24 protein-coding genes are annotated in these 24,601 nt (G+C 68.6%); 15 read left to right on the top strand and 9 right to left on the bottom strand.

The window, feature by feature from the left end; genetic code table 11:
- Nucleotides 1-32 precede the first annotated feature (32 nt).
- Nucleotides 33-1,334: a bifunctional o-acetylhomoserine/o-acetylserine sulfhydrylase gene (locus tag ACFVJ3_RS17570; protein WP_378453239.1), complete on the top strand. Its 1,302-nt coding sequence runs from the start codon at nucleotides 33-35 to the stop codon at nucleotides 1,332-1,334.
- A 46-nt stretch (nucleotides 1,335-1,380) separates the two neighbouring features.
- On the opposite strand, the gene ACFVJ3_RS17565 is transcribed toward ACFVJ3_RS17570, so the two are convergent.
- Nucleotides 1,381-2,559 (bottom strand): hydroxylase, encoded by a 1,179-nt coding sequence (locus tag ACFVJ3_RS17565; protein WP_378453238.1) that lies wholly within the window; start codon nucleotides 2,557-2,559, stop codon nucleotides 1,381-1,383.
- A 166-nt stretch (nucleotides 2,560-2,725) separates the two neighbouring features.
- Here ACFVJ3_RS17565 and ACFVJ3_RS17560 point away from each other — a divergent pair, with 166 nt between their 5' ends.
- Nucleotides 2,726-3,988: an Nramp family divalent metal transporter gene (locus ACFVJ3_RS17560; RefSeq protein WP_378453237.1), complete on the top strand. Its 1,263-nt coding sequence runs from the start codon at nucleotides 2,726-2,728 to the stop codon at nucleotides 3,986-3,988.
- Here ACFVJ3_RS17560 and ACFVJ3_RS17555 read toward each other — a convergent pair whose 3' ends face one another.
- Together ACFVJ3_RS17555 and ACFVJ3_RS17550 are read right to left on the bottom strand one after the other, a co-directional pair.
- Complete coding sequence (locus ACFVJ3_RS17555; RefSeq protein ID WP_378453236.1) at nucleotides 3,989-6,280, bottom strand: serine/threonine-protein kinase; 2,292 nt, start codon at nucleotides 6,278-6,280, stop codon at nucleotides 3,989-3,991. It abuts the gene before it with no gap.
- A gap of 23 nt (nucleotides 6,281-6,303) precedes the next feature.
- A complete protein-coding gene (locus tag ACFVJ3_RS17550) occupies nucleotides 6,304-6,999 on the bottom strand; it encodes a TetR/AcrR family transcriptional regulator (RefSeq protein ID WP_025431932.1) in 696 nt (231 codons plus the stop codon).
- Nucleotides 7,000-7,102: 103 nt separating this feature from the next.
- On the opposite strand from ACFVJ3_RS17550, the gene ACFVJ3_RS17545 reads away from it, so the two are divergent.
- Genes ACFVJ3_RS17545 through ACFVJ3_RS17520 form a run of 6 tightly spaced genes read left to right on the top strand, consistent with a single transcriptional unit; the run spans nucleotide 7,103 to nucleotide 13,891 of the window.
- The gene (locus ACFVJ3_RS17545; protein WP_378453235.1) at nucleotides 7,103-8,287 is read left to right on the top strand and encodes a lipid-transfer protein; all 1,185 of its coding nucleotides are present in this window, start codon (nucleotides 7,103-7,105) and stop codon (nucleotides 8,285-8,287) included.
- A 47-nt stretch (nucleotides 8,288-8,334) separates the two neighbouring features.
- The gene (locus tag ACFVJ3_RS17540; protein ID WP_378453234.1) at nucleotides 8,335-8,766 is read left to right on the top strand and encodes an SRPBCC family protein; all 432 of its coding nucleotides are present in this window, start codon (nucleotides 8,335-8,337) and stop codon (nucleotides 8,764-8,766) included.
- Between the two features lie 5 nt (nucleotides 8,767-8,771).
- On the top strand, nucleotides 8,772-9,647 hold the full coding sequence (locus tag ACFVJ3_RS17535) for a MaoC/PaaZ C-terminal domain-containing protein (protein ID WP_378453233.1): 876 nt from the start codon (nucleotides 8,772-8,774) through the stop codon (nucleotides 9,645-9,647).
- 10 nt (nucleotides 9,648-9,657) lie between these two features.
- Entirely contained in the window at nucleotides 9,658-10,527 is an 870-nt protein-coding gene (locus ACFVJ3_RS17530) for an SDR family oxidoreductase (RefSeq protein ID WP_378453232.1), read from the top strand.
- Between the two features lie 11 nt (nucleotides 10,528-10,538).
- Nucleotides 10,539-12,752 carry an acyl-CoA dehydrogenase gene (locus ACFVJ3_RS17525; protein WP_378453231.1) on the top strand — a complete coding sequence of 738 codons (2,214 nt, stop codon included), beginning with the start codon at nucleotides 10,539-10,541 and terminating at the stop codon, nucleotides 12,750-12,752.
- On the top strand, nucleotides 12,749-13,891 hold the full coding sequence (locus tag ACFVJ3_RS17520) for a CaiB/BaiF CoA transferase family protein (protein ID WP_378453230.1): 1,143 nt from the start codon (nucleotides 12,749-12,751) through the stop codon (nucleotides 13,889-13,891). The genes ACFVJ3_RS17525 and ACFVJ3_RS17520 overlap by 4 nt, the downstream gene beginning before the upstream one ends.
- 11 nt (nucleotides 13,892-13,902) lie before the next feature.
- On the opposite strand, the gene ACFVJ3_RS17515 is transcribed toward ACFVJ3_RS17520, so the two are convergent.
- Nucleotides 13,903-14,364 carry a PPOX class F420-dependent oxidoreductase gene (locus ACFVJ3_RS17515; RefSeq protein ID WP_378453229.1) on the bottom strand — a complete coding sequence of 154 codons (462 nt, stop codon included), beginning with the start codon at nucleotides 14,362-14,364 and terminating at the stop codon, nucleotides 13,903-13,905.
- Between the two features lie 94 nt (nucleotides 14,365-14,458).
- Here ACFVJ3_RS17515 and ACFVJ3_RS17510 point away from each other — a divergent pair, with 94 nt between their 5' ends.
- Genes ACFVJ3_RS17510 through ACFVJ3_RS17500 form a run of 3 tightly spaced genes read left to right on the top strand, consistent with a single transcriptional unit; the run spans nucleotide 14,459 to nucleotide 16,164 of the window.
- Nucleotides 14,459-15,151 (top strand): FadR/GntR family transcriptional regulator, encoded by a 693-nt coding sequence (locus ACFVJ3_RS17510; RefSeq protein ID WP_378453228.1) that lies wholly within the window; start codon nucleotides 14,459-14,461, stop codon nucleotides 15,149-15,151.
- The gene (locus ACFVJ3_RS17505; protein ID WP_378453227.1) at nucleotides 15,148-15,954 is read left to right on the top strand and encodes an ABC transporter ATP-binding protein; all 807 of its coding nucleotides are present in this window, start codon (nucleotides 15,148-15,150) and stop codon (nucleotides 15,952-15,954) included. The genes ACFVJ3_RS17510 and ACFVJ3_RS17505 overlap by 4 nt, the downstream gene beginning before the upstream one ends.
- A gap of 27 nt (nucleotides 15,955-15,981) precedes the next feature.
- Nucleotides 15,982-16,164 (top strand): hypothetical protein, encoded by a 183-nt coding sequence (locus ACFVJ3_RS17500; RefSeq protein WP_378453226.1) that lies wholly within the window; start codon nucleotides 15,982-15,984, stop codon nucleotides 16,162-16,164.
- 102 nt (nucleotides 16,165-16,266) lie between these two features.
- Here ACFVJ3_RS17500 and ACFVJ3_RS17495 read toward each other — a convergent pair whose 3' ends face one another.
- The 3 genes from ACFVJ3_RS17495 to ACFVJ3_RS17485 form a co-directional block, all read right to left on the bottom strand.
- Entirely contained in the window at nucleotides 16,267-17,754 is a 1,488-nt protein-coding gene (locus tag ACFVJ3_RS17495; protein ID WP_378453225.1) for a DUF4153 domain-containing protein, read from the bottom strand.
- A gap of 78 nt (nucleotides 17,755-17,832) precedes the next feature.
- The gene (locus ACFVJ3_RS17490; RefSeq protein WP_378453224.1) at nucleotides 17,833-18,810 is read right to left on the bottom strand and encodes an ATP-binding protein; all 978 of its coding nucleotides are present in this window, start codon (nucleotides 18,808-18,810) and stop codon (nucleotides 17,833-17,835) included.
- 23 nt (nucleotides 18,811-18,833) lie between these two features.
- Nucleotides 18,834-19,520 carry a response regulator transcription factor gene (locus ACFVJ3_RS17485; protein WP_378453223.1) on the bottom strand — a complete coding sequence of 229 codons (687 nt, stop codon included), beginning with the start codon at nucleotides 19,518-19,520 and terminating at the stop codon, nucleotides 18,834-18,836.
- Nucleotides 19,521-19,778: 258 nt separating this feature from the next.
- On the opposite strand from ACFVJ3_RS17485, the gene ACFVJ3_RS17480 reads away from it, so the two are divergent.
- Complete coding sequence (locus ACFVJ3_RS17480; protein ID WP_378453222.1) at nucleotides 19,779-20,309, top strand: hypothetical protein; 531 nt, start codon at nucleotides 19,779-19,781, stop codon at nucleotides 20,307-20,309.
- Nucleotides 20,310-20,330: 21 nt separating this feature from the next.
- Nucleotides 20,331-20,597: a hypothetical protein gene (locus tag ACFVJ3_RS17475; RefSeq protein ID WP_378453221.1), complete on the top strand. Its 267-nt coding sequence runs from the start codon at nucleotides 20,331-20,333 to the stop codon at nucleotides 20,595-20,597.
- Here the strand turns inward: ACFVJ3_RS17475 and ACFVJ3_RS17470 are convergent.
- Together ACFVJ3_RS17470 and ACFVJ3_RS17465 are read right to left on the bottom strand one after the other, a co-directional pair.
- Nucleotides 20,547-21,143: a hypothetical protein gene (locus ACFVJ3_RS17470; protein ID WP_378453220.1), complete on the bottom strand. Its 597-nt coding sequence runs from the start codon at nucleotides 21,141-21,143 to the stop codon at nucleotides 20,547-20,549. The two genes, ACFVJ3_RS17475 and ACFVJ3_RS17470, sit on opposite strands and share 51 nt — an antisense overlap.
- Nucleotides 21,143-23,443, bottom strand: a complete 2,301-nt coding sequence (locus ACFVJ3_RS17465) for an ATP-dependent DNA ligase (protein WP_378453219.1) — start codon at nucleotides 23,441-23,443, stop codon at nucleotides 21,143-21,145. The genes ACFVJ3_RS17470 and ACFVJ3_RS17465 overlap by 1 nt, the downstream gene beginning before the upstream one ends.
- 64 nt (nucleotides 23,444-23,507) lie before the next feature.
- Here ACFVJ3_RS17465 and ACFVJ3_RS17460 point away from each other — a divergent pair, with 64 nt between their 5' ends.
- Both ACFVJ3_RS17460 and ACFVJ3_RS17455 read left to right on the top strand, forming a co-directional pair.
- Complete coding sequence (locus tag ACFVJ3_RS17460) at nucleotides 23,508-24,422, top strand: transporter substrate-binding domain-containing protein (RefSeq protein WP_378453218.1); 915 nt, start codon at nucleotides 23,508-23,510, stop codon at nucleotides 24,420-24,422.
- A gap of 87 nt (nucleotides 24,423-24,509) precedes the next feature.
- A partial coding sequence (locus ACFVJ3_RS17455; protein ID WP_378453313.1) for a helix-turn-helix domain-containing protein occupies nucleotides 24,510-24,601 on the top strand: 92 nt, incomplete at its 3' end.

The following is a 24,601-nucleotide window of genomic DNA, read 5'->3' as shown; positions in this document are numbered from 1 at the left end:
ATCCACCCTACCGAATCCGGAGGACACCACTCGTGACCGAGAGCATCGACCCCACCGTCAACTGGTCGTTCGAGACCAAGCAGATCCACGCCGGGCAGACGTCCGACGCGACCACCAAGGCGCGGGCGTTGCCGATCTACCAGACCACCTCGTACACGTTCGACAGCACCGATCACGCTGCCGCACTGTTCGGTCTGGCGGAACCGGGCAACATCTACACCCGCATCATGAACCCCACGCAGGACGCGGTCGAGCAGCGCATCGCCGCCCTCGAAGGCGGCGTCGCCGCACTGCTGCTGTCCTCCGGGCAAGCCGCGGAAACCTTTGCGGTGCTGAACCTCGCGGAGGCGGGCGACCACATCGTCTCCAGCCCGTACCTGTACGGCGGCACCTACAATCTCTTCCACTACACGCTGCCCAAGCTCGGCATCGAGGTCTCGTTCGTCGGGGACCCCGACGACCTCGAGCAGTGGCGCAGCGCCGTCCGCCCGAACACCAAGGCGTTCTACGGTGAGACGATCGCCAACCCGAAGAACCACATCCTGGACATCCCGGGAATCTCGAAGGTCGGCCACGACAACGGGATCCCGCTGATCGTCGACAACACGGTGGCCACCCCGTACCTGCTGCAGCCGCTGAAGCACGGCGCCGACATCGTCGTGCACTCGGCCACCAAGTACCTCGGCGGCCACGGCACGGCGATCGCCGGTGTCATCGTCGACGGCGGCACGTTCGACTGGACCCAGGGCCGCCACGGCAACTTCACCACCCCGGACCCGAGCTACCACGGCGTCGTCTTCGCGGACCTCGGCGCCCCGGCCTACGCGCTGAAGGCGCGCGTGCAGTTGCTCCGCGACCTCGGTTCCGCGGTGGCCCCGTTCAACGCATTCCTCATCGCGCAGGGCATCGAGACCCTCAGCCTGCGCGTGGAGCGGCACGTCGCCAACGCCCAGAAGGTGGCCGAGTTCCTCGAGGCCCGCGCGGAGGTCACGTCCGTGGCCTACGCGGGTCTGCCGTCCTCGCAGTGGCACGAGCGCGCACAGGAGCTCACCCCGAAGGGTCCGGGCGCGATCGTAACGTTCGAACTGGCCGGCGGTGTCGATGCCGGCAAGAAGTTCGTCAACGCGCTCACCCTGCACAGCCACGTCGCGAACATCGGCGACGTGCGCTCGCTGGTGATCCACCCCGCGTCGACGACGCACTCGCAGCTCACCCCGGAGGAGCAGCTCGCCGCCGGTGTGACGCCCGGACTGGTCCGGCTCGCCGTCGGCATCGAGGGGATCGACGACATCCTCGCCGACCTCGAGACCGGATTCGCCGCAGCTGCAGTCTGATCCGATGCCGGGAGGCCGAGGCGTGCGCCTCGGTCTCCCGGCGCTGTCAGATCATTGCGCGCATCATCCCCTGCGGTTCGCCGCCGAGCTGGGTGAGCGCGCTCGCGTGGTTGGTGGATCCGGGAACATGGACCGCGTGCGCCAGACCGGCATGCGCGTCCCGCCAGAACCGTTGCATCGGCGTCTTGTAGTGCAACGCGCCACCGCCGGCGCGCGCGAAGATCTCGTCCACGGCACGCACCGCACGCCAGGCCGCGGCGATCTGGGTGCGGCGTCCGATCGCACGCTCCTCGAACGTGATCTCCTTGCCCGCGTCGACCTTGTCGTAGAACCGGTCGGCGGTCTCGATGAGGGAGACCCGCGACGCATCGATCTCGGCGGCGGACTCTCCTATCGCACTGAGCACGTAGGGATCCTCCTTGATCTTCTGGCCCGTGATCGCGACGCGGTCCTTCTGCACCGCGATGTGACAGGCCAGCGCGCCCTCGGTGATGCCGATGACGGCGGCGGTGATGCCGAGCGGGAACATGCACGAGTACGGCATGTTGAACAGCGGCTCCGGCCTGCCCGCCTCCTTCTGCGCGCGTCCGTCCATCACCTTCGACGCGTTCAACGTCCGGTAGCCCGGGACGAACGCACCGTCGACGATCAGGTCCTTGCTTCCCGATCCGCGCAGTCCGATGACGTCCCACGTGTCCTCGACGATCTGATAGTCGGTGCGCGGCAGAATCACGTGCAGAGACGAGGGCGGCATCGCGATGCCGCCCTCGCCGTCGCCGACCATCGCCCCGAGGAAGGCCCACTGGCAGTGGTCGGTTCCGGACGAGAACGACCACCGCCCCTTCAGGACGTACCCGCCGTCGACCGGGGTCGCGACGCCCATGGGCGCGTACGGCGACGCCATCCACGTGTCGTTGTCCTCGCCCCAGATCTCCTCCTGCACCTGTGGGTCGGCGAACGCCAGTTCCCACGGGTGCACGCCGACGATCCCGGTGACCCATCCGCTCGCACCGTCGAGTGCGGCGACTCCCATGACGGTCTCGGCGAACTCGCGGGGGTGGACCTCGTAGCCGCCGTAGAGCTTGGGCTGCAGCAACCGGATCGCCCCGGAGTCGCGCAGGAGGCCGGCGGCGGTGTCAGTGAGCCGGCAGGCCGCCTCCGACTGGACGGCCTGCCCGCGAATCTCCTCGGCGACGCCTTCGATTCTGTCGAGAACCTGACCCATCGGGACTCCCTTCCACCGTGAGTAGAACACGTTCTAGTCAATATAGCCCCGGGGTGGCAATTCCGAGCCGATCCGCACCCCACACTTGAAAGTTCGTATCACCTAAATCTATAGTGCGGAGATACGAATCAGCAGGTAGATCCACGCGACCACGATCAGGAGCTCCGTGAGCATCGAGGCCCCCCGCCCTCTCCTCCCGCACCGCGCGCCCCGCAAGGGCAATCTCCGAACGGTCGCGCTCCTCGGGCCCGCCTTCGTGGCGGCCATCGCGTACGTCGACCCCGGAAACGTGGCCGCCAACCTCACCGCGGGCGCGAAGTACGGGTACCTGCTCGTCTGGGTCCTCGTGCTCGCCAACGCCATGGCCGTGCTGGTGCAGTACCTGTCCGCGAAACTCGGGCTGGTCACCGGCAAGTCACTGCCTGAGATGCTGGGGACCCGCCTCCGGACCGGCAACCGCCGCGCGTTCTGGCTGCAGGCGGAGGCGATGGCGATCGCCACCGACCTCGCCGAGGTGATCGGCGGAGCGATCGCACTCAATCTCCTGTTCGGCGTCCCGCTCTTCGTCGGAGGCCTGATCACGGGCGTCGTGTCGATGGGCATTCTGTCGATCCAGAGCCGCCGCGGTCAGCGGACGTTCGAGTTCGTAGTGATGGGACTCCTGACGATCATCACCGTCGGGTTCCTCACCGGTCTCGCGTTCACCGACGTGTCGGGCACGGAGGCGCTCACCGGTCTCGTGCCGCGTTTCGAGGGCACCGAGACGGTGCTGCTCGCCGCCAGCATGCTCGGTGCCACCGTGATGCCGCATGCGATCTACCTCCATTCCGCTCTCGCCCGCGACCGGCACGGGAACGACCTGGAAGGTCCCCGCCTCGCGCGACTGCTGCGGGTGACCAAGTGGGACGTGGTCGGTGCGCTGATCGTGGCGGGCGCGGTGAACATCGGCATGCTGCTTCTCGCCGCCTCGGCCCTGCGCGGCATTCCCGGCACCGATTCGATCGACGGCGCACACGCCGCCATTCAGAGTTCGCTCGGCCCCACCGTCGCCGTCGTCTTCGCCGTCGGCCTGCTGGCTTCCGGCCTGGCCTCCACGTCGATCGGCTGCGCCGCCGGCTCCGAGATCATGTACGGCCTGCTGTCGATGCGCATCCCGCTGTTGCTGCGCCGGGTGGTCACCCTCATCCCCGCACTGGTCGTGCTGGCGATCGGCGTCGATCCCACCTTCGCGCTCGTCCTCAGTCAGGTGGTTCTCAGCCTGTGCATCCCGTTCGCGGTGATTCCACTCGTACGGATGACGTCGAGCCGCGACCTGATGGGCGTCCACCGCAACGCGACGGCCATCACGGTCGCCGCCTGGGTGGCCGCGTCGCTGATCGTCGTGCTCAACGTGTCGCTGCTGTGGCTGACGTTCACGGGTTCGACCTGATCACTCGTGCCGCGGCGCACCGGACACGACCCGGTGCAGCGCCTGCAGGTCCTCGGACAGCATCCGGAACATCCAGTAGGCCCCGACGAACGCGACGACACTGCCGACGCACAGCACGCGGAGCGCGACGATCACCCGGGGCAGGTCCTCCGGGGGAATGAACGTGGCCCCCGCGATTCCGAGCAGCGGCACGGCGGCGGCCGCGGCGAGGAAGAACGTGCTGCGGCGCCCCAGCCGCTTCAACATCCGGGCGTCGGACGCACTGATCTCGCCGTGCCGCAGAAACACCGGATAGAGGCAGCGGACGGCGTAGAAGTTCACGAAGAAGAACGGGTAGACCACCGCGATCGCTCCGCAGACGAGCTGAGAGGCGGTGAAGTGGACGATCGTGTTCCACGGAACCTGACTGCCGCTCACCTCCAACGTGATCGGCACGACGAGGCCGCTGACGATCCACAGACCGAGGCAGAGCAGTGCGCACCGCTGACCGAGCAGCAGGGTGTCCCGGCGGGCGCGGGCGAGTTGGGCGCCGGTGTACACCCTCCCCCGGCGCAGGCCGCCGGCCACCACCGTCAGGTAGATCACCATCGACACCGTGCCCACGGCTCCGATGAGGAACGCGACCGTGTAGTCGATCCGGGTGATCCGCTCGAAGCTCTCCTGCGCGGCGGGCGGCAGCTTGCTGATGATCAGGGTGCTGTTGTGCTGGTAGCTGTAGAGAATCGCCAGCAGATTGGGAACCGCGATGGCCAGGAACATGATCAGGTGCGTCCACCGCCGCATCCGCAGCCGCCAGCTTCCCGGCGGCGGATCGACCAGATCGCGGGCATGCGCGTCGAGGCAGACGTCGAGTTGCTGGGCGAGTTCGGCACCGGAGGAGAACCGATCCTTCGGTTCCGGCGCCAGCGATTTCAGCAACACCCGCCGCAGCGCGTTCGGGCAGTCGGCGGGCAGCGCGTCGGCGGCCGGTTCGTCCGGTCCGCGCCGCCGCGCGAGCATCGCGTCGAGAGTGGTGCGGTCGCCGGGCGGGTGGGAGTGTAGTTCGGCGTCGCTGTCGTCGAAAGGTCTTCTGCCGGTCAGCAACTCCCAGAGAACGACACCGAGCGAATACAGGTCGCTGCGGGTGTCGAGATCGCCGGGTGTGCCCGGCCGGTCCGGGTGGATCGCCTCGAGCTGTTCGGGTGACATGTAGGCCAGCGAGCCGCCGAAGTACGCGACCGGACTCGACCCGGCGACGTTGCGGCTGAAACTGATGTTGAAGTCGGCGAGCTTCGGGACGCCCTCGGCCGTCAGCAACACGTTTGCCGGTTTGACGTCGCGGTGGAGGACGCCGTGCCTGCCGGCGTAATCGAGCGCCTGCGCCAGCCGGCGGCCGAGCCAGGCCACCGTCTCGGGCCAGGTCAGCGTCGCGATCTCCTGACGCACGCCGGATTCGCTGGGCCGGATCTCGCCCCGGCCCACCAGCGCCCGGTCGATCGCGTCCAGCAGCACGGCGCCGCTGCGCGATTCCGGCGGAGTCTCACGGACCCGCCCGACCACGTCGAGCAGGGTTCCCCCCGGCACGTACTGCATGTACAGCAGTCGCAGGTCGCGGCCCGCGAGGAGTCGTTGATCGAAGACCCGGACGATGTAGTCGTGGTCGAACTGGGCCAGGGTCTGCGGCTCGGTGCCGCGATCCTGGGAGATCTTCACCGCGACCAGCCTCTGCAGCGACCGCTGCCGGGCGAGGAACACCCGCGCGAACGCGCCCCGGCCGAGACCGGTCATCAGATCGAAGTCGTCGATCCGCTGGCCCACCTCGAGATCGTCGAGGGTGCCTGCGCTTCCCGCAGACACCGTCAAGGTCGTCTCCCCGTGGTGGAGCGAGGTGCTCTGGTACTCGCCGGTGCCGAGCAGTTCGTCGAGCTGACCGGCCTGACCCGGAAAATTCTGCGTGTATTCGCTCGCCTCGACCGACTCCCCGCTGCGCCGCCGGATATGGAATTCCTCGTACAGCAGGTCCGGTGGCAGCGGCCACCGCCGCAGTTCGGGCAGCTCCTCACAGTATTGGGCGAGCCGCTTCGGGTGGTCGCCGCGCAGCCAGCGGTTTTCCAGGTCGACCTTGACCAGTTCGATGAGCGTGACCCGGCGGAGAGCGGGGGACGCGGGCAGGTAGGCCACCAGGTCGGGCGCGGACGCCGAGGACTCCCAGGCACTGGCGAAGCGCGCGACGGCGTCGCCGACCGCCGTGTCCGACACCCAGGCCTGCTCGGAAGCGGCCGGTGAACCTCGCCGGGAGGGCATGCAAGCCATGGTAGCTGGCCACGCCCAGCGGACTACTGCAGTTCCGACACCGGGGTCGACGGGTCGATTGTGACGCCGATTCGCGCCAGATTGCCGTGCAGCACTTGCCAGATCGACACCTCGAGGAACTCGGCCAACTCGTCGCTGCCGAGCGCCGACTGCGGGTTACTCAGCCACCGGTTGACGCTGGCATCCACGAGTCCCACCAACCCGAAGGCCAGCGACTCGGCCAGATCCGAATTGCCGGCCACCGTGTCGAGGACCGTCGCGAGTAGACCCGACAGCTGAAGCGCGATCGCGGTCTTCGTTCCCGTCACCACACGCGAGCCGGTCGTGCGCCTGCTCGGCGACCCGGTACCGAGGAACTGGTGGAGCCGTGGATATTCCACGATCCACCGCAGGTACGTCTCGACCGCGCGCGCGATCGCCTCGCCCACGGTCCCCTCCGGCGTCAATGTGGGCGCGAGGTCTGCCATCAGTCGTTCGATGATGCGTCCGCGCAACTGCTCGTCGAGGTCGCCGCGATCGGTGAAGATCCGGTAGACCACCGACCGTGGCACGTCGGCCCGGTTCGCGATCTGCTGGACGCCCACGTCGGGACCGTCCTCGTTGATGGCGTCCATCGCGGCTTCGAGAATCCGGCTTCGGCGTTCCGCCTTGTGGTCCTCCCAGCGCGTGGCGCGGCCGTCGCCCTGGGGCGACGCGGCGGTTTCCACTTTGTCCGGCATCACGCACACGTTACCCATCCGACTGTTGACTGGACACGCTGTCTCACATACTTTGGTGAGACAGGGTGTTACACACACATTTCTCCGGACTCAGGGAGCCGCAATGGGTAACAGGGTGTTCGTCGTCGGCGTCGGGATGACGAAGTTCGAGAAGCCGGGTGCACGCGAGTGGGACTACCCCGACATGGCGCGTGAGGCCGGTGGCAGGGCACTCGAGGACGCCGGGATCGAGTACGGGCTCGTGGAGCACGCGTACGTCGGATACGTGTACGGCGAGTCCACGTCGGGACAGCGGGCCGTCTACGAACTCGGCCTCACCGGCATTCCCATCGTGAACGTCAACAACAACTGTTCGACGGGGTCGACCGCGCTCTTCCTCGCCACGCAGGCCGTCCGGAGCGGTCAGGTCGACTGTGCACTCGCGCTGGGCTTCGAGAAGATGCAGGCCGGTTCGCTCGGGTCCACGTACGACGACCGAGAACAGCCGATGATGCGCCACCTCCTCGCCCTCGCCGAGCTTCAGGAGTTCGCGATGCCGCCGGCCCCGTACATGTTCGGCGCCGCGGGCAAGGAACACATGGAACGCTTCGGGACCACGGCGGAACAGTTCGCCAAGATCGGCGTGAAGAACCACCGCCACTCACAGAACAACCCGTACGCCCAGTTCCAGGACGAGTACACGCTCGACGAGATCCTCGGCTCGAAGCCGATCTACGGGCCCCTCACCAAACTGCAGTGCTCCCCCACCTCGGACGGCTCCGGTGCCGTCGTCGTCGTGAGCGAGGAGTTCGTCGACAAGCACGACCTCGCCGGGCAGGCCGTGGAGATTGTCGGCCAGTCCATGGTCACCGACCTCCCGAGCACGTTCGAGGACCGGAGCGCGATCAGCCTGGTCGGCGCGGACATGACCCGAACCGCCGCGGCCCGCGTGTACGAACAGGCGGGCATCGGACCGGACGACATCGACGTCATCGAACTCCACGACTGCTTCTCCACCAACGAACTGCTGACCTACGAGGCGCTCGGCCTGTGCGGCGAGGGCGAGGGCGGCAAACTCGTCGACAACGACGACACCACGTACGGCGGACGCTGGGTGGTCAACCCGTCCGGCGGTCTCATCTCCAAGGGACACCCGCTCGGCGCCACCGGACTCGCCCAGTGCAGCGAACTCACCTGGCAACTCCGCGGCACGGCCGACAAGCGTCAGGTCGGCGGCGCCGCGGTCGCCCTCCAGCACAACATCGGGCTCGGTGGCGCAGTCGTCGTCACCGCCTACCGCGCACTCTGATTTTTCTCTCTCACAATTTCTTTCACCTCGAACACCAGGAGTACATCATGGCTTCCGTTTCCGTCGCAGCGTCCCTGCCCGCCTCCCCCGACAAGGCGTGGGACGCGCTCTCCGACCTGTCCCGCTGGGAAGAGTGGCTCACCATCCACCAGTCGTGGAAGAGCGAGATCCCGGCCGAGGTGGCACTCGGATCGAAGTTCACCGAGGTCGTCTCCGTGATGGGCATGGCCAACAAGATCGAGTGGACCGTCACCGAGGTGCAGGTGCCCGAGATGGTCAAGATCTCCGGCACCGGCATGGCGGGGGTGACCGTCGAATTCACGCTGAAGGTCGAGCCGGACGGCGCCGGATCCAAGGCGATCATCGACGCGAGCTTCACCGGCACGATGATCGTCGGCCCCATCGGCAAGGCCGTCGCCAAGAACGCCAAGGCGGATCTGGAGACGTCCCTGGCCGGGTTCGCCGACATGGTGGGCTGATCTGCATGACTACCCCCGCAGTCGAATTCGACACGAGCGGCCTCGGCGAGTGGACCGATCCGCAGCGGTTCGAGGTCACCGCCGAGCGCATCGCCGAATACGCCGCGGCCACCAACGATCCCATCGAACGCCACCTCGCAGGCGAGGTGGCACCCCCGGTGTTCGCGGTGGTCCCCGCGTTCACGTCGATGGCGCCGGCGGCATTGTCCGTCGCCCCGGTCGAACTGCTCATGAAGCTGGTGCACGGGGAGCAGGATTTCCACTTCCACCGTCCGATCCGCCCCGGCGACAACCTCGTGGTCCGCGCGAAGCCGATCGGATTCGAGGGCCGGGACAACGGCTCCACCGTCGTCGTCTACGTCGAAACCACGACGGAAGACGGTGAACTGGTCAACGAGCAGTGGATGACCGCGTTCTTCCGAAAGGTCGATGCGGGGGCCGGTCTCGGTGACCGGGCACCCGCGCACCGGTTCGACGAGTCCCTACGCGGGCAGGCCCCGGTGGCGTCGATCACCCAGCACATCGACGACGACCAGACGTTCCGGTACTCGCCCGCCTCCGGTGATCCGATGCCGATCCACCTGGACGACGAGATCGCCCGGATGTCCGGACTTCCCGGAATCATCAACCACGGCCTGTGCACCATGGCGTTCACGTCGTGGGCGGCGCTCACCGAACTCACCGACGGCAGGGTCGAACGCCTGCGACGACTCGCGGTGCGGTTCGCGAAACCCGTCCTGCCCGGCCAGGACATCGCCACGCAGTTCCGGCAGGTCGCCGAGTCCACGGGCGGGGCAACGTCGTACGCCTACGAGACCACCGTCGGCGACGAACTGGTCATCAAGGACGGCCTCGCCGTCATCGCGGACACAGAAACCTAGGAGTACGCACATGGGAACACTCGACGGACGGGTGGCCATCGTCACCGGCGCCGGACGCGGAATCGGCCGGGAGCACGCACTGCTCTTCGCCCGTGAGGGCGCTGCCGTCGTCGTCAACGACCTCGGCGGCGCGAACGACGGCACCGGCGCGGACGCGGGCCCGGCGCAGCAGGTCGTCGACGAGATCGTCGCCGCGGGCGGCAGGGCAGTCGCGAACACCGACAACGTCGCGTCCTGGGACGGCGCCGAAGGACTCGTCAACCAAGCGGTGAGCGAGTTCGGCCGACTCGACGTCCTGGTCAACAACGCGGGCATCCTGCGGGACGCCTTCATCGCGGGCATGACCGAAAGCCAGTGGGACGCCGTCATCGCCGTGCATCTCAAGGGCCACGCCGCCACCCTGCACCACGCGGCGGCGTACTGGAAGGCACAGACCAAGGTCGGCGAGACCGTGAACGCGTCCGTGATCAACACCGCGTCCGCGTCGGGCACGTTCATGCCCAACGCGGGCCAGGGCAACTACGGTGCCGCGAAGGCGGGCATCGCCGCACTCACCCTGGTCGCCGCGGACGAGCTCGAACGCTACGGCGTCCGGGTCAACGCGATCGCCCCGATCGCCCGCACCCGGCTCACGCTGGCCACACCGGGAATGGGCGCGCTGTTCGCCGAGGACATGCCGGAGGGCGAGTTCGACGCATTCAGCCCCGCCAACATCTCTCCGCTCGTCGCGCGTCTCGCCGACGCGAACTGCAAGATCACCGGCAAGGTGTTCGCCGTGCAGGGCGGGGCCATCTCCGAGCTCGCCGGCTGGCACGACGTCACGACCATCGAGAGTGACGGCCCGTGGACCGTCGCCGACCTCGCCGACCGGCTCGGCTGAAGGGCCCCGACGTGGCCAAGAACACGTACGAGCTCGGGCTCGGGCTGACCGGGGAACACCGGGCCCTCGCCGACTCGGTCCGCGCATTCGCCGAACGCACCATCACCTCCGATCACGTCCGGTCCGCGGTCGAGTCCACGAGCGAGGACAAGTTCCCGCCGTTCTGGGATGCACTCGTGAGCCAGGACCTGCTGGGACTGCACATCCCCGAGGACAAGGGCGGTCACGGCGCCGGGCTCCTCACGTTGGCGGTGGCGCTCGAAGCGCTGGGGCGGACGGCCGCTCCGGGCCCGTTCGTCCCGACCGCGCTGTCCGCCGCCCTCGTGGCGGCCGCGGATTCCAAGGTCGGCATCGAACTGATGCCCGGTCTCCTCGACGGATCACACACCGCCGCAGTCGCGTTGGGCCGACCACTCGACGCGTCGGCGCGCGAGGGCGGATACCGCGTCACCGGTGTCGCGGACGCCGTTCTCGGCGGCGAACACGCCGACATCGTGCTACTCCCGATCACCGTCGGCGACGACGTCCGCTGGGCCGTCGTCGATTCCGCGGACGTCACCGTCACGGTGCAGGACAGCATCGACGTGCTCCGCGGTTCCTCACGAATCGCCGCCGACGCCGTCCAGGTGGGCGCCGACCGGATCCTCGACGGGTTGAGCGAGCAGCGCGTCCGGTCCGTCGCCACCGTCGTCCTCGGTGCCGAGGCGATCGGCGTGATGTCGTGGTGCGTGTCCACCGCATCCGAGTACGCGAAGACGCGGGTGCAGTTCGGGCGTCCGATCGGCCAGTTCCAGGGCGTCAAGCACAAATGCGCCCACATGGGCATCGCCCTGGAGAAGGCGCGCGCCGTCTTATGGGATGCCGCCTCCGCCCTCGACAACGGCGACGACACCGCCGATTTCGCCGCGGACATCGCCGCCGTCGTCGTTCCCGATGCCGCGGTGCAGTGCGCACAGGACTGCATCCAGGTCCACGGCGGCATCGGATTCACCTGGGAGCACGACGCGCACCTGTACTACCGCCGGGCGCTGGCCATCCGGGGGCTCCTCGGCACCCGCGAGGAGCGGGCCACTCGGGTGGCCGACCAGTCCCTCGCAGGCACCGCCCGCACCTCCGAACTGGAACTGCCCGGCGATGCCGAACCGATCCGCACCGAGGTGCGGGCGGAACTCGCGCCGCTGGTCGACCTCGCCGAGGACGACCAGCTGATCGCCCTCGGCGACGGCGGCTGGGTGCAGCCACACCTGCCGAAACCGTACGGGCGCAGCGCGTCCCCGCTCGAGCAGATCGTCATCGCCCAGGAGATCAAGGCAGCCGGCATCCCGATGCCGCAGCTGCTGATGGGCGGCTGGGCGGTGCAGGCCGTCGTCGCCCACGGCACGGACGCGCAGAAGCGGGATCTCGCCGTTCCCACGCTGCGCGGAGATCTGGTGTGGTGCCAGCTGTTCAGCGAACCGGGGGCCGGTTCCGACCTGGCGTCGCTGACGACGAAGGCCGAGAAGGTCGACGGCGGCTGGACGGTGTCCGGCCAGAAGATCTGGACCACGGTGGCACAGTTCTCCGACTGGGCGATGCTGATCGCCCGCACCGACCCGTCCAAGCCGAAACACGAGGGCATCACGTACTTCGTGCTGGACATGTCGACGCCGGGGGTCACCGTCCGGCCGCTGCGCGAGATGACCGGGTCGGCCCTGTTCAACGAGGTCTTCCTCGACGGCGTGTTCATCCCGGACGAGAACGTGGTCGGGACCGTGAACGACGGCTGGAACGTGGCCCGCACGACCCTCGCGGGCGAGCGGGTGGCCCTGAGCCAGAAAATGGAGGCCTACGCCACCGACAAGGATCTGCTGCAGTTCGCCCGCGGCCGGGACCTCGGCCCGCTGGCACGTTTCCGCGTCGGCGAACTGGTGGCCGAGAGCCAGGCAATCGATCTGATCGGCTCACGGATCGTGTTGAAGCAACTGTCGGGGGCGGACGTGAGCACCACGTCGAGCGTCGGGAAGCTGCTGGGCATGGGGCTCGGACAGTCGATCGCCGAATTCGTCGTCGCCGAACTGGGGGCGGCGGGCGCCGTGAGCATTCCCGGGGAGCCGAGCGACAAGGCGATGGAGCAGTTGATCGCCGGCCGCGCCACCACCATCTACGGCGGCACCACCGAGGTGCAGCTCAACGTGATCGGGGAACGCATGCTCGGACTGCCCCGCGACGCGCAGGGGATGTCGTGACCGGCGGACCGCTGAGCGGGCTGACCGTCGTCGAGATCGCGAGCCTCGCGCCCGCCCCGTTCGGGTGCATGATCCTCGCCGACCTCGGCGCGGACGTGATCCGCGTCGAGCGGGGCGGCGACGGCGGCACCGGGCTGATGGCGCCGTCCGGTGTGCTCGACCGCGGACGACGGTCGATCGCCGCGAACCTGCGGACTCCGGAGGGCCTCGAGGCCGTTCTGACACTCGTCGAAGGCGCCGACATCCTCGTCGAAGGCTTCCGTCCCGGCGTCACGGAACGCTTGGGCATCGGCCCCGACGACTGCCTGTCCCGCAACCCCGGTCTGATCTACGGGCGCATGACCGGCTGGGGCCAGGACGGACCCCTCGCACCGCGGGCCGGGCACGACATCAACTACATCGCGCTCGCGGGCGCGCTCGAACCCATCGGGCGCGCCGGCGAGCGGCCGGTGCCGCCACTGAACCTGTTGGGCGACTTCGGCGGTGGCGGCCTGATGTTGACGATGGGAATCCTGGCCGCGCTGCACGAGCGTTCCCGGTCGGGCCGCGGACAGGTGGTGGACGCGTCGATGGTCGACGGCGCGGCGCTGCTGACGGCGTTCGTTCACGGCATGAACGCCGCCGGGCTGTGGCAGGAGGGTCGCGGGCAGAACGTCCTCGACGGGGCCGCCGCGTTCTACGACACCTACGAGTGCGCCGACGGTCTGCACGTGGCGGTCGGGTGCGTCGAACCGCACTTCTACGGTGAACTCCTCGACGTGCTGCGGTTGAGCGGCGAGGAACTGCCGTTGCAGTACGACCTCGATGCGGCGCCGGAACTGAAGAAGCGCCTCGCCGAGGTGTTCGCGACCCGACCGCGGGACGAATGGGCGGCACTCTTCGCCGATTCCGACGCGTGCGTGTCGCCCGTCCTCTCGCCGTGGGAGGCGCACGAGCACCCCCACAACAAGGAGCGGGAGACGTTCGTCGAGGTGGGTGGCATCCGCCAGCCCGCACCGGCACCGCGCTTCAGCCGCACCCCGGCGCCCGTTCCCCGGCCGGCCCCGCGGCCCGGGCAGGACACCGATGCGATCCTCGCGCAGGCCGGTTACGACGCGGCGGGCATCGAGCACCTGCGCTCGGCGGGTGCCGTCGAGTAGGTGACGGGGACCTATCCGCGATCGGCGTCCGGCGGGAAGCCACCGGTCGCGATGGGTCCCCACTCCTCGATGGTGATCCGGATCAGGCTCTTGTTCTGCTTCCGCATGGCGTCCCGGTACTCGTCCCAGTCGGGATGCTCGCCGGAGATGCCGCGGAAGTACTCCACCAGCGGCTCGAGTGCGTCGGGCATGTCCAGTACCTCGGCCGTGCCGTCGATCTGCACGTAGGCGCCGTTGAACTCGTCGGAGAGCACGCACACGTTCACGGCGGAATCGTGTCGCACGTTCGCGGCCTTGGCGCGCTGCGGGTAGGTGGAGACGACGATCCGGCCTTCCGAGTCGAGCCCCGACGTGACCGGGGAGATCTGCAAACCGCCGGAGCGCTTCCGGGTGATCAGCACGCTGCGATGGCGCGGACGGACGAACTCGAGCAACTCTTCCCGCGTGACACGGTCTGCGGTGGCGATGGCCATGGTGCACCTCTCCTCTGCTGCGTTGGTTCTCTCCGGTTCACCATAGGCTCCACCGCAGTCCTCAGACGTCTGAGGACTGTGCTAGCGTCGCCGAATGGCCGGACGTCACACCCTCCGCAGCGGACCGCTGGTTCCCCAGCTCGAGGAAGTCCTCACCGCGTGGATCCGCGAAGGCCGGTGGACGCTCGGCAGTCGCATCCCGAGCGAGGCCGAACTGGCCACCGAACTCGGCGTCGGCCGCTCCTCGGTACGCGAGGCGGTCCGGCTGCTCGCCCGCGACGGCCTGCTCGACGTGCGGCACGGCGTCGGCACGTTCGTCGCCGGGCCACCCACGGGCGGTGCGGGACTCGAGAAGCTGCTGCGCCGCGCCCGCCTGCTCGAGGTGTACGAGGTGCGGCGCGCCCTCGAGATCGAGGCCGCCCGGCTCGCCGCGGAACGTGCACGCCCCGAGGATCTTCGGCGACTGCGAGAGCAGCTGTCGGCCCGGCACGACAGCACCACCGAGTCGACCGCCGTGTTCGTCGCGGCCGACCTCGACTTCCACGCCGCGATCTTGGAGATCGCCGGCAACTCGATCCTGTCCGCCCTGTTCGATTCGATCCGGCCGCTCCTCGTCGACGCGCTCGCCGAACTCGTCGACCACGAACCCGGCAGACCCGACACCAGCTGCGCACACGACGACCTGGTTCGCGCGCTGGAAGCAGGCGATGCCGAGGCGGCCGTCGCCGCCGCCGCCGCCAACCTCGATCCGACCATGTCGATTCTGCGGAAAGGCGAACATCAGTGACCACCCCGAACTCGGTCGTCAGCACCGACCACGTCGACCTCGTGCGGAGCGGACGGTATCTGCTCAGCGACATCACCCTCCGCATCGAACGCGGACAGCACTGGGTGCTGCTCGGCGCGAACGGTGCGGGCAAGAGCACGCTGCTGAGCATGCTCGGCGCTTTCGCGCACCCGACCCACGGCACCGTCCACGTCCTCGGCCATCAGCTGGGGCGAGTCGACATGCGCGAGTTGCGCGCCCACATCGGGCACGTGAACCCGCGACACCGGATCGACGCGCCGCTGACCGTGCGCGACGTCGTGCTCACCGGCCTCACCAACACACCCGAGTTCGTGCCGAGGTGGTCACCGACCGCCGGCCAGGTCGCCCGGGCCGACGAGCTCATCGCTTCCCTCGGCATGCAGAAGCATGCGGATGCCCTGTGGCCCAACCTGTCCCAGGGCGAACGCGGACGGGCCCTGATCGCGCGGGCCCTCATGGCCGAGCCGCAACTCCTCCTGCTCGACGAGCCCGCCACCGGCCTGGATCTGGCTGCGCGAGAACAACTCCTCACCGCACTCGACGAACTGCGCGAAACGTACCCGAGCCTCGCCAGCATCCTCGTCACCCACCACCTCGAGGAAATCCCCACCACCACCACCCACGCCGTCCTCATCCGCGACGGCCGGGTGATCGCACAGGGCCCCGTCGCGGACGTTCTCACCACCGAGCACATCAGCGAATGCTTCGACCACCCGATCGAGATCACCCGGCAACGCGGCCGGTGGGTCGCGCAGACGCGGGTGCCCGAGGCGGTCGGATAGCCGCCGACGCGGTGCACACTGGTGGGTATGGCACGAGGCGACCACCCTCAGCGCACCCCGTTCTACGGTGTGGTGCTCATCGTCGTCGCACTGGCGGCGGCGATGATCGCGAACCGCACCGCACCCGTCTGGGTGCAGGTACCGGTCTACATCCTGGCCGTGCTCGCCGCAATGGCCGGCTTCGTCATGACGTTCCGCGACCTGTCGTGAGTGGGTAGCGCTCAGCGCGCCACAGCCGCACGGACATTGGCCGGATTCTCGCGCAATTGCCTGTGATTCCAGCAAATCCGTCCGCAAACAGCGCGGGAGCCGCTACGACCTCACCTGCTCACACGAGCCGACGGGATGCGCGGCCAGCAACTCCTTCGCGCGGCTGCGTGCCGCGTTGTACTCGTACCACTCCGACTCTCCCCTGACCTGCCGGTCGAGTCGGTACAGGGCGCACGACCGTTCCGGTTCGGGCAGCCGATCGAGAGCGGGGACGGCGTCGACGGACAGCGAACCGAGGTAGCTCACGTCGATCCGCCCGGTCTCGGTGAACCGCTCCACGTTCTTCCTGGCCACGTACGCGTCCGGATCGAGCGCGGCGAGGAGGAGCACCCCACCCACCGCGGAGGCCAGGACGGCACGCGGCAACCACCGCCCCGACAACCGCACGCCTGCAGCGATCAGCAACACGAACACCAACCCCAGCCACAGTTCCGTCACCAAGACCGTCACCCGCAACCGCGTGTACCCGTACTGGTTCTCGTACAGCGACATCCGGTGGATCGCCGAGGCCACGACGACGAGCGTCAACACGCATAGCAGTCCGAGCAGCACCCGCACGAGGACGCGATCCACCACCTCCACTCGCGCCGCCTTCCGGACCGCGACGGCGATCACCACCAGTGTCAGCGCGGTCACCGCCAGCAACTGCCAGAATCCCTGTCGCGCATACTCGGCATATGTCAGGTCTGCCGTGGTCAGCACGTGCGTGCTGCCACCGAACAGCACCGTCAACTGCACCGCGACGAATCCGAGGAACAACAGATCCAGCAGTGCCAGCGGAAACGCCCACTCCCACCGGGCAACCGGGCGCCCCGGCCTGGGTGCGAGTGCATCGACCCGGGGCGTTCGCCTCAGCAGGTACGCGGCCCCCAGGGTGCCCCCGCACACCAGGACGCCGAGCACGAACCGTCCGAACGGATTCGACACGTGGACGGTCGGCACGGCCCTCCCGAGCAAGGCGGCGAAACCCGCGTCCGCGCCGGCGAACAGCGATCCGAAGACCAGGAGCAGCACGGCCGTCACGGCCGCGACACCGAGAGCCCGGCCCACGGGCACCGTCCCGGTCGAACGCCACCGCCTCGCGCCTCGACGGGTCCACCGCGCGACCCGCAGCGGCGTGAACCACAGCGCGAACGACCCGGCTGCCAACCCCGTCCACGTGCGTCCGCCGACGAGGGCGAACGATCCGACCACCCAGCTCAGCGCCACACAGACCGCGGCCAGCCACCCGGCACCGCGCACGCTGAGCACCGCCAGCAGGGCGAGGGCGCCGACGAGTGCGACGGATTGCGCAGCCGTCGGCATCGTCCTGCGTGTCGCGAACACCGCGACCGCCACCGCGGCGCCGGTGACGACGTAGCCGAGACCGACCACCGTGACCTGCAGCGTCAGCGCCGCGACCACGCCTGCTGCCAACGCCGCGAGAACGGTCGGGCGTGGAGCCATCGCCGTCCGGTCGCGGCGCCACACACGTCTCGGCCAGAAGTCGCCCGACGTGGGTGTGGCGGGTTGTGGGGGTGCGATGGTCATGGTTCCCTCCCTGGTTGTCGCTGCCGGATGAAGGCAGGCGTCATCGCGGGACGTCGCGTCCCGGTTGTGGATCGGTACTCAGGCGGCGGGCAGGCTCACCCGGATACAGCAGCCTTCGGCCGTGTCGACGACCTCGATGCGGCCGTCGTGGAGATCGACCGCCCAGCGGGCGATAGCGAGGCCGAGGCCGGTCCCACCGTCGGTGGAGCCGCCGCGGGTGAACCGCTCGAACACCCGCGACCGCTCGCCGGGCGCGATACCGGGGCCGTCGTCCTCCACCTCGATGATCACGCCGTCGGCGTCCGGTCTGGCACGGACGACCACCCGGGTGCGCGCGGGGCCGTGCCGGAACGCGTTGTCCACCAGATTCGTCACCACCTGGTGGAACCGTGCGGTGTCCGCGTCGGCGCGTAGGTGCGGCGGCTGCACGTCGATGTTCACCCGCCGTGGCCGCCGCGGATCCTCCGACTGCCGCACCACGTCCTCCAGGAACTCGCGGACCGGAAAGTTCTCCCGTTCGAGTTGCACCGCACCGCCTTCCACCCTCGACAGGTCCAGCAGTTCGGCGACGAGGCGGCCGAGCCGCTCGGTCTGGTCGAGCGCAACCCGCATCCGGGCGGGGTCGGGTTCCTCCACCCCGTCGACGACGTTCTCGAGGAGCGCCTGCAGAGCGGAGATCGGTGTGCGGAGTTCGTGCGATACGTTGCCGATGAGTTCGCGGCGATACCGGTCGGCGGCCTCGAGGTCCTCGGCCATCTGGTTGAACGCGCGAGCCAGTTCCCCGATCTCGTCCCGCGAAGTCGAGCGCACCCGGCGTGAATAGTCGCCGGTCGCCATCGCACGGGCCGCGGCGGTCATCGCGCGGAGCGGAGACGTCATGCCGTGCGCGAGGATCTGGGTCACGGCCAACGACACCAGCAACGCCAGGACCAGTGCGTATCGGAAGGGCCAGCGAGCGGTGACCCAGAACGTCAGCGAAGCGAAGAACAGCGCTGCCACCACGAGAAGACCGGTCTTCACCTTGAACGATCGCAGCGGATCGAGAGGTCGGGGCATCCGGTCCAGGATCCGGCCCGCGCTCACCGCTGCACGTCCAGCGCGTAGCCGACTCCGTGCACGGTGCGGATCAGGTCGCCGCCGAGTTTTCGGCGCAGCGCCTTGACGTGACTGTCGACGGTCCGGCTACCCGCCCCGTCACCCCACCCCCACACCTCCGCGAGGAGCGACTCCCGTGCGATCGCCGCGCGCGGTCGGGAGGCGAAATAGGCCAGAAGGTCGAATTCGGTTCGTGTCAGATGAATTTCGTCGGCGCCGCGCCGGACGCAACGCTCCACGAGGTCCACCTCGATGTCGCCGACGGACAGTCCGTCCCGCTCGGCCGGCACGGTCTCGGTGGCACGATCGGCCCGCCGCAGCAGCGCGTGCACCCGCGCCACCAGCACCCGCATGCTGAACGGCTTACTCAGGTAGTCGTCGGCGCCCACGCCGAGACCGATCAGCATGTCCGTTTCGTCGGCGCGCGCGGTGAGCATCAGCACCGGCACGGGCCGCGACGCCTGGACGCGCCGGCACACCTCGAGGCCGTCGAATCCCGGCAGCATCACGTCCAGTACCAGCACGTCGGGTGACGAGGCCTCGCACTCCGCGACGGCGGAGGGACCGTCCGACGCTGTCACGACGTCGAAGCCTTCCGCACGCAACCGTGCCGCGACCGCGTCGCAGATCGTCGCCTCGTCGTCGACGACGAGCACTCTTCGCTGGCTCATTCCCCGACTGTATTGCGCGCACGTGCGGATCCCCGTCAGAGCTTGTGAAGATTCTGTGCAGGTTTGCCCGCGGTTCCGCCGCGGGGTGGGAGATGGGCACCCTGGGGTGCCTGTCGAAAGGCTCGCGTCCGGCGCAAGCTTGGTTTATCAGCCCAGCTAGACACCCCAATCCATCGGAGGCACCCCATCGTCCACACCGCAACCCGCATCGCGATCGGCGCAACCGCCGCCCTCACGTTCTCCCTCGCAGGAGCCGCCGTGATCGTTATTGCCGGTGGACATACCGAGGGTGCTCCGACCCCGAGCTCGGAGGGGGCCGTCTCGCAGCAGCAGCCGGCTCCGGCGATCGCGCCGACCCCGAGTCGGATCGTCGTCGCAGACCCCGGCTATTCAGTGAATCCCGGATACTCGGCGGAGCCCGGCTATTCGGCCGACACCGAAACGGCGGCGCCGGGACCGGGTGTCGTTCCGCCCATCGTGGCGGCACCGCCCATCGTCCGGGCACCGATCGCCCAGCCGCCGGTTGCCCAGCAGCCCATCGCCCAGCCCCACGCCCAGCCGCCCGTCGTGGTGGACCCGCCCGTCGTGGTCGATCCGCCCGTCGTGGTCGACCCCGTTCACCCGCCGAAGGGTCCGTTCGAAGGACCGGGCCAGGTCGAGCCGGGCGTTCTCGAACCCGAAACCAATCCCTTCCCCGTCGGCGGCGGCCCGAAGCCTGCCCCGCCCGCGGCCCCGCAGACGCCCGGCGGAGTCGGCCCCGTCGACGGCGGAACCGTCGTCGGTCCCTGATCACCGGAGGAAATTCACATCATGTCCCACACCAAGACCCGCATCGCGATCGGCTCGGGCGCGGCCTTCGTCCTCTCGGTCGTCGGCGCCGCCGGGATCGCCGTCGCCAACGGCACGGCGTCACCGATCGCCGACGTGAGTGTCTCCGAGCAGCACCAGGAGGAGGACACGACGTCCGCACCCCTGCCGGTCTTCACGCCCCCGGCGCTGCGCACCCCGACACAGGAACCGCCCGGATCATTCGACACCGCGTCGGCCGGCCCATTCGAACCAGCCCCCTGGCGGTAACTCGAGCGCCGGCGGCTGCTCTCGACCGTCCGGTGCCTCGACGAGCGCGTGGACCGGTTCCGGCCACAGAGTTTCCACCCGCTCCGCGGCTTCGGCGAACACGGCGGAATCGAGGTCGGTCCGAGACTCGGGGACACCGAAGTAGGGCCACGCCGTGATCATCGACCAGCGTTTCGGCGGCGGGAGCGGCTGGAGAAAATACGTCTTGTCAGCGGTCAGTGGTCCGCCGCGCCCTGCCCCGCCGTGCAGGCCGTCGGTCATGCGGGCGCCGGGAAGGTTCGTGAACACCCTGCCGTCCGCGTACTCGATTCCGAACAGAAACGGTCCGCTGCTCTTCGGCGACGCGGGTTTGCCGAATCCGAACATGTCGAGCAGCACCGTGGACTCGGGCCTGCGTGCCTGGATCGTGAATTCGACACCACAGCTGTACACGTGAACGTCGGTCAGCCACAGCACGAGCGACTCGGTGCGGGCCAGCACGGTATCGACCGGCACGGAGACGGGGATCTCGTTCTCCGGGGTCGATTGGAATCGGATAGCGGTCATCACGAGACCTCCACTTCGACATCCTCGGGTGCCTTGTCGTCCCTGAGTCCCCGCCAGCTGGGGTGCCGCAATCTCTTCGAGCCGGTCCAATCCATGAACCGCACCTCCGCGACCAGTGTCGGGGTGACCCACACGGCCCCCTTGCGGTCGGCGGTGGGCAGGTCTTCGACGAACGGGCTGGTGTCGGTTTCGAGCGGGCCCAGGGTGGACGCGAGTTCCTGCAGATCCCGTTCGGTGAAGCCGGTTCCGACGCGCCCGATGTAGCGCAGTCCGCCGTCCTCGGGGACGCCGAGCAGTACCGACCCGATTCCCGTGGACCGCCCCCCTTGACCGCGGCGCCACCCGCCGATCACGGCTTCCTGTGTGCGCCAGTTCTTCACCTTGATCCAGCTCGACCCCCGCTTGCCCGGCAGGTACACGGATTCGCGGCGTTTCGCCACGACACCTTCCCAGCCCTTGCCGCGGCTCTCGTCCAGAGCGTCCTGCGCGGACCCGTGCAGTTGCGGGGGAACGACCAAGTCGTCCACCTTGGCCGCCAGGGCTTCGAGGACGCGGCGCCGGTCGGTGTACTTCTTGCGTAACAACGACACTCCGTCGAGGTACAGCACATCGAACGCGAGAAAGTGCGGATCGTTGCCCTGCTGCAGCAGGCCGAAGTTCGCGACACCCCGGTCGTCGAACGCGACCACTTCACCGTCGAGGACCACCTCATGGTCGCCGAGAGAGTCTGCCAGCCAACCCAATCGAGCATAGTCGCGTGTCTTGTCGTTGCCCGCCCGGCTCGTCAGCTTCAGCTCGCCGCCACTGATCTCGGCGATCACCCTGATCCCGTCCCACTTCCCTTCGAAGGCCCACTCGTCGGCGTCCAGTCCGTCGAGGGTGCCGGGGCTCGCGAGCATCGGCGACAGTCCGCGCGGCAGTTCGGAGGTGTGCGACCCACCCGGTGTCTGGTCCTTCATCAGGTGCATCAGCCACTGGTCGCCCTTCGTGCGGATCAGCGCGAACCGGCCCTCCACCTGCTCGCCGTGAATTTGGACGATCACCTCGTCGTCGCGCCACTTCTCGGTGTCGTACGTTCCCCTGTCCCAGATGGTCATCTCGCCGCCGCCGTACTCGCCCTTCGGGATGGTCCCGGAGAATGTGAGGTATTCGAGCGGGTGATCCTCGGTGTGCACGGCGAGCCGGTTCTCCCCCGTCGTCGTCGGCACGTTCTTCGGCACCGCCCACGACACGAGCACCCCGTCGCGTTCGAGCCGCAGGTCGTAGTGGAGGCGCCGAGCGTGGTGTTCCTGGATGACGAAACTGTTGCCCTCCCCCGGCTGCACCGTGTCCGGCATCGGCTCGGGTGTCCGTCCGGGATCACGCTTACGGCGGTACTCGGCGAGGGCTGCGTCGTCCTCGATCGGCGGATCGAGTCCGGCGAGCAGGTCGCCGTCCGACTCCCACCGTTCGAGTACTTCCTCGAACCGCAGCTGTCGTAGGTCGGGGTCGTCGAGTTCGTCCCAGCTCCGCGGCGCCGCGACATACGGCTGGGAGCGCCCCCGCAGCGAATACGGTGCGATGGTGGTCTTGGACGGATTGTTCTGGCTCCAGTCGACGAACACCTTTCCCGCGCGCACCGCCTTGGCCATGGTGGCGGTGACAAGTTCGGGCCGGAGCTTCTCCAATCCCGTCGCCACCTGCTTCGCGACGGTCGACGCGCCCGAACCGTCCAGCTTCCGGTCGAGCGGCACGTACAGGTGAATACCCTTGCTGCCGCTGGTGACCGGATACGCGGTCCAGCCGAGGTTCGCGACCAGATCGCGCACGGCTCGTGCCACCTCCGCGCATTCGGCCAGGCCCACACCGGGACCGGGGTCGAGGTCGAAGACGATCCGGGTGGCGGGACCCCGATGTGAGCCGTCGAACCGCCACTGCGGCACGTGCAGTTCGAGTGCTGCCTGCTGCCCCGCCCACACAAGGGCCGCGACCGAGTTCAGGAGCGGATAGTGCACGGACCGATCCGAGTGCTCGAGTGCGCGGCGCTCCAACCACCCCGGTGCGGAGGCCGCGAGGTTCTTCTCGAAGAACGGCTCGCTGTCCACCCCGTTGGGCCAGCGTTTGCGGGTGGCGGGACGGTCGACGACGTGCGGGAGCATGGCGGGCGCGATCCGCGTGTAGTAGTCGATCACCTCTCCCTTCGTCGTGCCCGACTCCGGGTAGAGGACCTTGCCGAGATTGGTCAGGGACAGGCGATGTCCGTCGACCGTCAGTTGCCGAGTTCCCACAGTGGCCACGCGCGCCTCCCTCCGCCAATACATACATATTGTGCGCCGCGCGGCCGCTTCGCTGGCCGGATCGCTACCCGCCAGGCAAGATGGCGGGGTGCACCGAGGACCTAAGACAGCCGTCGCCGCCATATCCGCTGCACTGACATTGCTCGCCGGATCCTGCTCCACCGACACCCCATCGGAGGTCGACGCACAGGCCGAAGCCACGACGATTCCCGAAGCGTTCACCAAACTTCCGTCCACCCGCGCAGTCGGCGACTGCGCTCCCGGCAGCGGCGTCACCGCGCAAGACGGCGTGGTCACCATCGCCACCGACAGTCCGTCGTACCAGCCGTGGTTCGTCGGCGGTGACCCGTCCAACGGCAAGGGCTACGAGGGCGCCGTCGCCCGGGAAGTGGTCGAGAAGCTGGGATACGGTCCGGACCAGGTGCAATTCGAAACCGTCGCGTTCAACGACGCGCTCGCGGCCGGTGGGAAGAACTTCGATTTCGCCATCGACCAGTTCACTATCGTCGACACCCGGCGCGAGACGGTCGATTTCAGTTCGCCCTACTACGCCGTCACGCAGTCGGTGCTGGCGCTGAAGAACTCTCCCGCTGCGAGAGCCAAATCGCTCGCCGACCTCGCGCCGTTCCGCCTCGGGGCGCAGGTGGGGTCCACGAGTTTCGACGCCATCACCCAGACCGTGCAGCCCCGCCAGGCGCCGGTCAGTTTCACCACCACCGACGACGCCAAAGCCGCCCTGGCGGCGGGCGCCATCGACGCGTTGGTGGTGGACATCCCGACCGGATTTCAGATCACCGCCAACGAGGTGAAGGACAGTGTCCTCGTCGGGCAGTTCCCGCGCCCGAACGCCGTCACCGAATTCTTCGGCCTCGTGCTGGAGAAGAACAGTCCGCTCACCGCGTGCGTCTCGGCGGCCGTCGATTCCCTCTACGCCGACGGGACGCTGGACGCCCTTGCCGCCGAGTGGATCACCGACACCGGCGGCGCGCACGTCCTCGATTGATCCGTGAATCTATCGGCGCATACCCAGTCCTTCAGGTCCGGGACAGCCGACCTGGTTTTGTCGGACCGTGTGGCTAGTGTCTGAGTTATGGCGGGGAGGGTGGTGAAGCGGGCGTTCAAGTACCGCTTCTATCCGACTGCGGTGCAGGCGGAACAGCTTGCTCGGACGTTCGGGTGCAC

Origin of the sequence: Rhodococcus sp. NPDC127593 (genome assembly GCF_042671975.1) — a bacterium.
In the GTDB taxonomy this organism is placed as follows: Bacteria; Actinomycetota; Actinomycetes; order Mycobacteriales; family Mycobacteriaceae; genus Rhodococcus_F.
The sequence above is the reverse complement of the archived record's forward strand: the minus strand, read 5'-3'. Positions and strand labels throughout refer to the sequence as shown.

Bases quoted from the DNA above. Each gene is read 5' to 3' on its own strand.
- ACFVJ3_RS17565 (WP_378453238.1), bottom strand. From the start codon at position 2,559: ATGGGTCAGGTTCTCGACAGAATCGAAGGCGTCGCCGAGGAGATTCGC.
- ACFVJ3_RS17555 (WP_378453236.1), bottom strand. From the start codon at position 6,280: ATGGCTTGCATGCCCTCCCGGCGAGGTTCACCGGCCGCTTCCGAGCAG.
- ACFVJ3_RS17550 (WP_025431932.1), bottom strand. From the start codon at position 6,999: ATGCCGGACAAAGTGGAAACCGCCGCGTCGCCCCAGGGCGACGGCCGC.
- ACFVJ3_RS17545 (WP_378453235.1), top strand. From the start codon at position 7,103: ATGGGTAACAGGGTGTTCGTCGTCGGCGTCGGGATGACGAAGTTCGAG.
- ACFVJ3_RS17540 (WP_378453234.1), top strand. From the start codon at position 8,335: ATGGCTTCCGTTTCCGTCGCAGCGTCCCTGCCCGCCTCCCCCGACAAG.
- ACFVJ3_RS17535 (WP_378453233.1), top strand. From the start codon at position 8,772: ATGACTACCCCCGCAGTCGAATTCGACACGAGCGGCCTCGGCGAGTGG.
- ACFVJ3_RS17530 (WP_378453232.1), top strand. From the start codon at position 9,658: ATGGGAACACTCGACGGACGGGTGGCCATCGTCACCGGCGCCGGACGC.
- ACFVJ3_RS17515 (WP_378453229.1), bottom strand. From the start codon at position 14,364: ATGGCCATCGCCACCGCAGACCGTGTCACGCGGGAAGAGTTGCTCGAG.
- ACFVJ3_RS17510 (WP_378453228.1), top strand. From the start codon at position 14,459: ATGGCCGGACGTCACACCCTCCGCAGCGGACCGCTGGTTCCCCAGCTC.
- ACFVJ3_RS17500 (WP_378453226.1), top strand. From the start codon at position 15,982: ATGGCACGAGGCGACCACCCTCAGCGCACCCCGTTCTACGGTGTGGTG.
- ACFVJ3_RS17495 (WP_378453225.1), bottom strand. From the start codon at position 17,754: ATGACCATCGCACCCCCACAACCCGCCACACCCACGTCGGGCGACTTC.
- ACFVJ3_RS17490 (WP_378453224.1), bottom strand. From the start codon at position 18,810: ATGCCCCGACCTCTCGATCCGCTGCGATCGTTCAAGGTGAAGACCGGT.
- ACFVJ3_RS17485 (WP_378453223.1), bottom strand. From the start codon at position 19,520: ATGAGCCAGCGAAGAGTGCTCGTCGTCGACGACGAGGCGACGATCTGC.
- ACFVJ3_RS17475 (WP_378453221.1), top strand. From the start codon at position 20,331: ATGTCCCACACCAAGACCCGCATCGCGATCGGCTCGGGCGCGGCCTTC.
- ACFVJ3_RS17470 (WP_378453220.1), bottom strand. From the start codon at position 21,143: ATGACCGCTATCCGATTCCAATCGACCCCGGAGAACGAGATCCCCGTC.
- ACFVJ3_RS17465 (WP_378453219.1), bottom strand. From the start codon at position 23,443: ATGTATTGGCGGAGGGAGGCGCGCGTGGCCACTGTGGGAACTCGGCAA.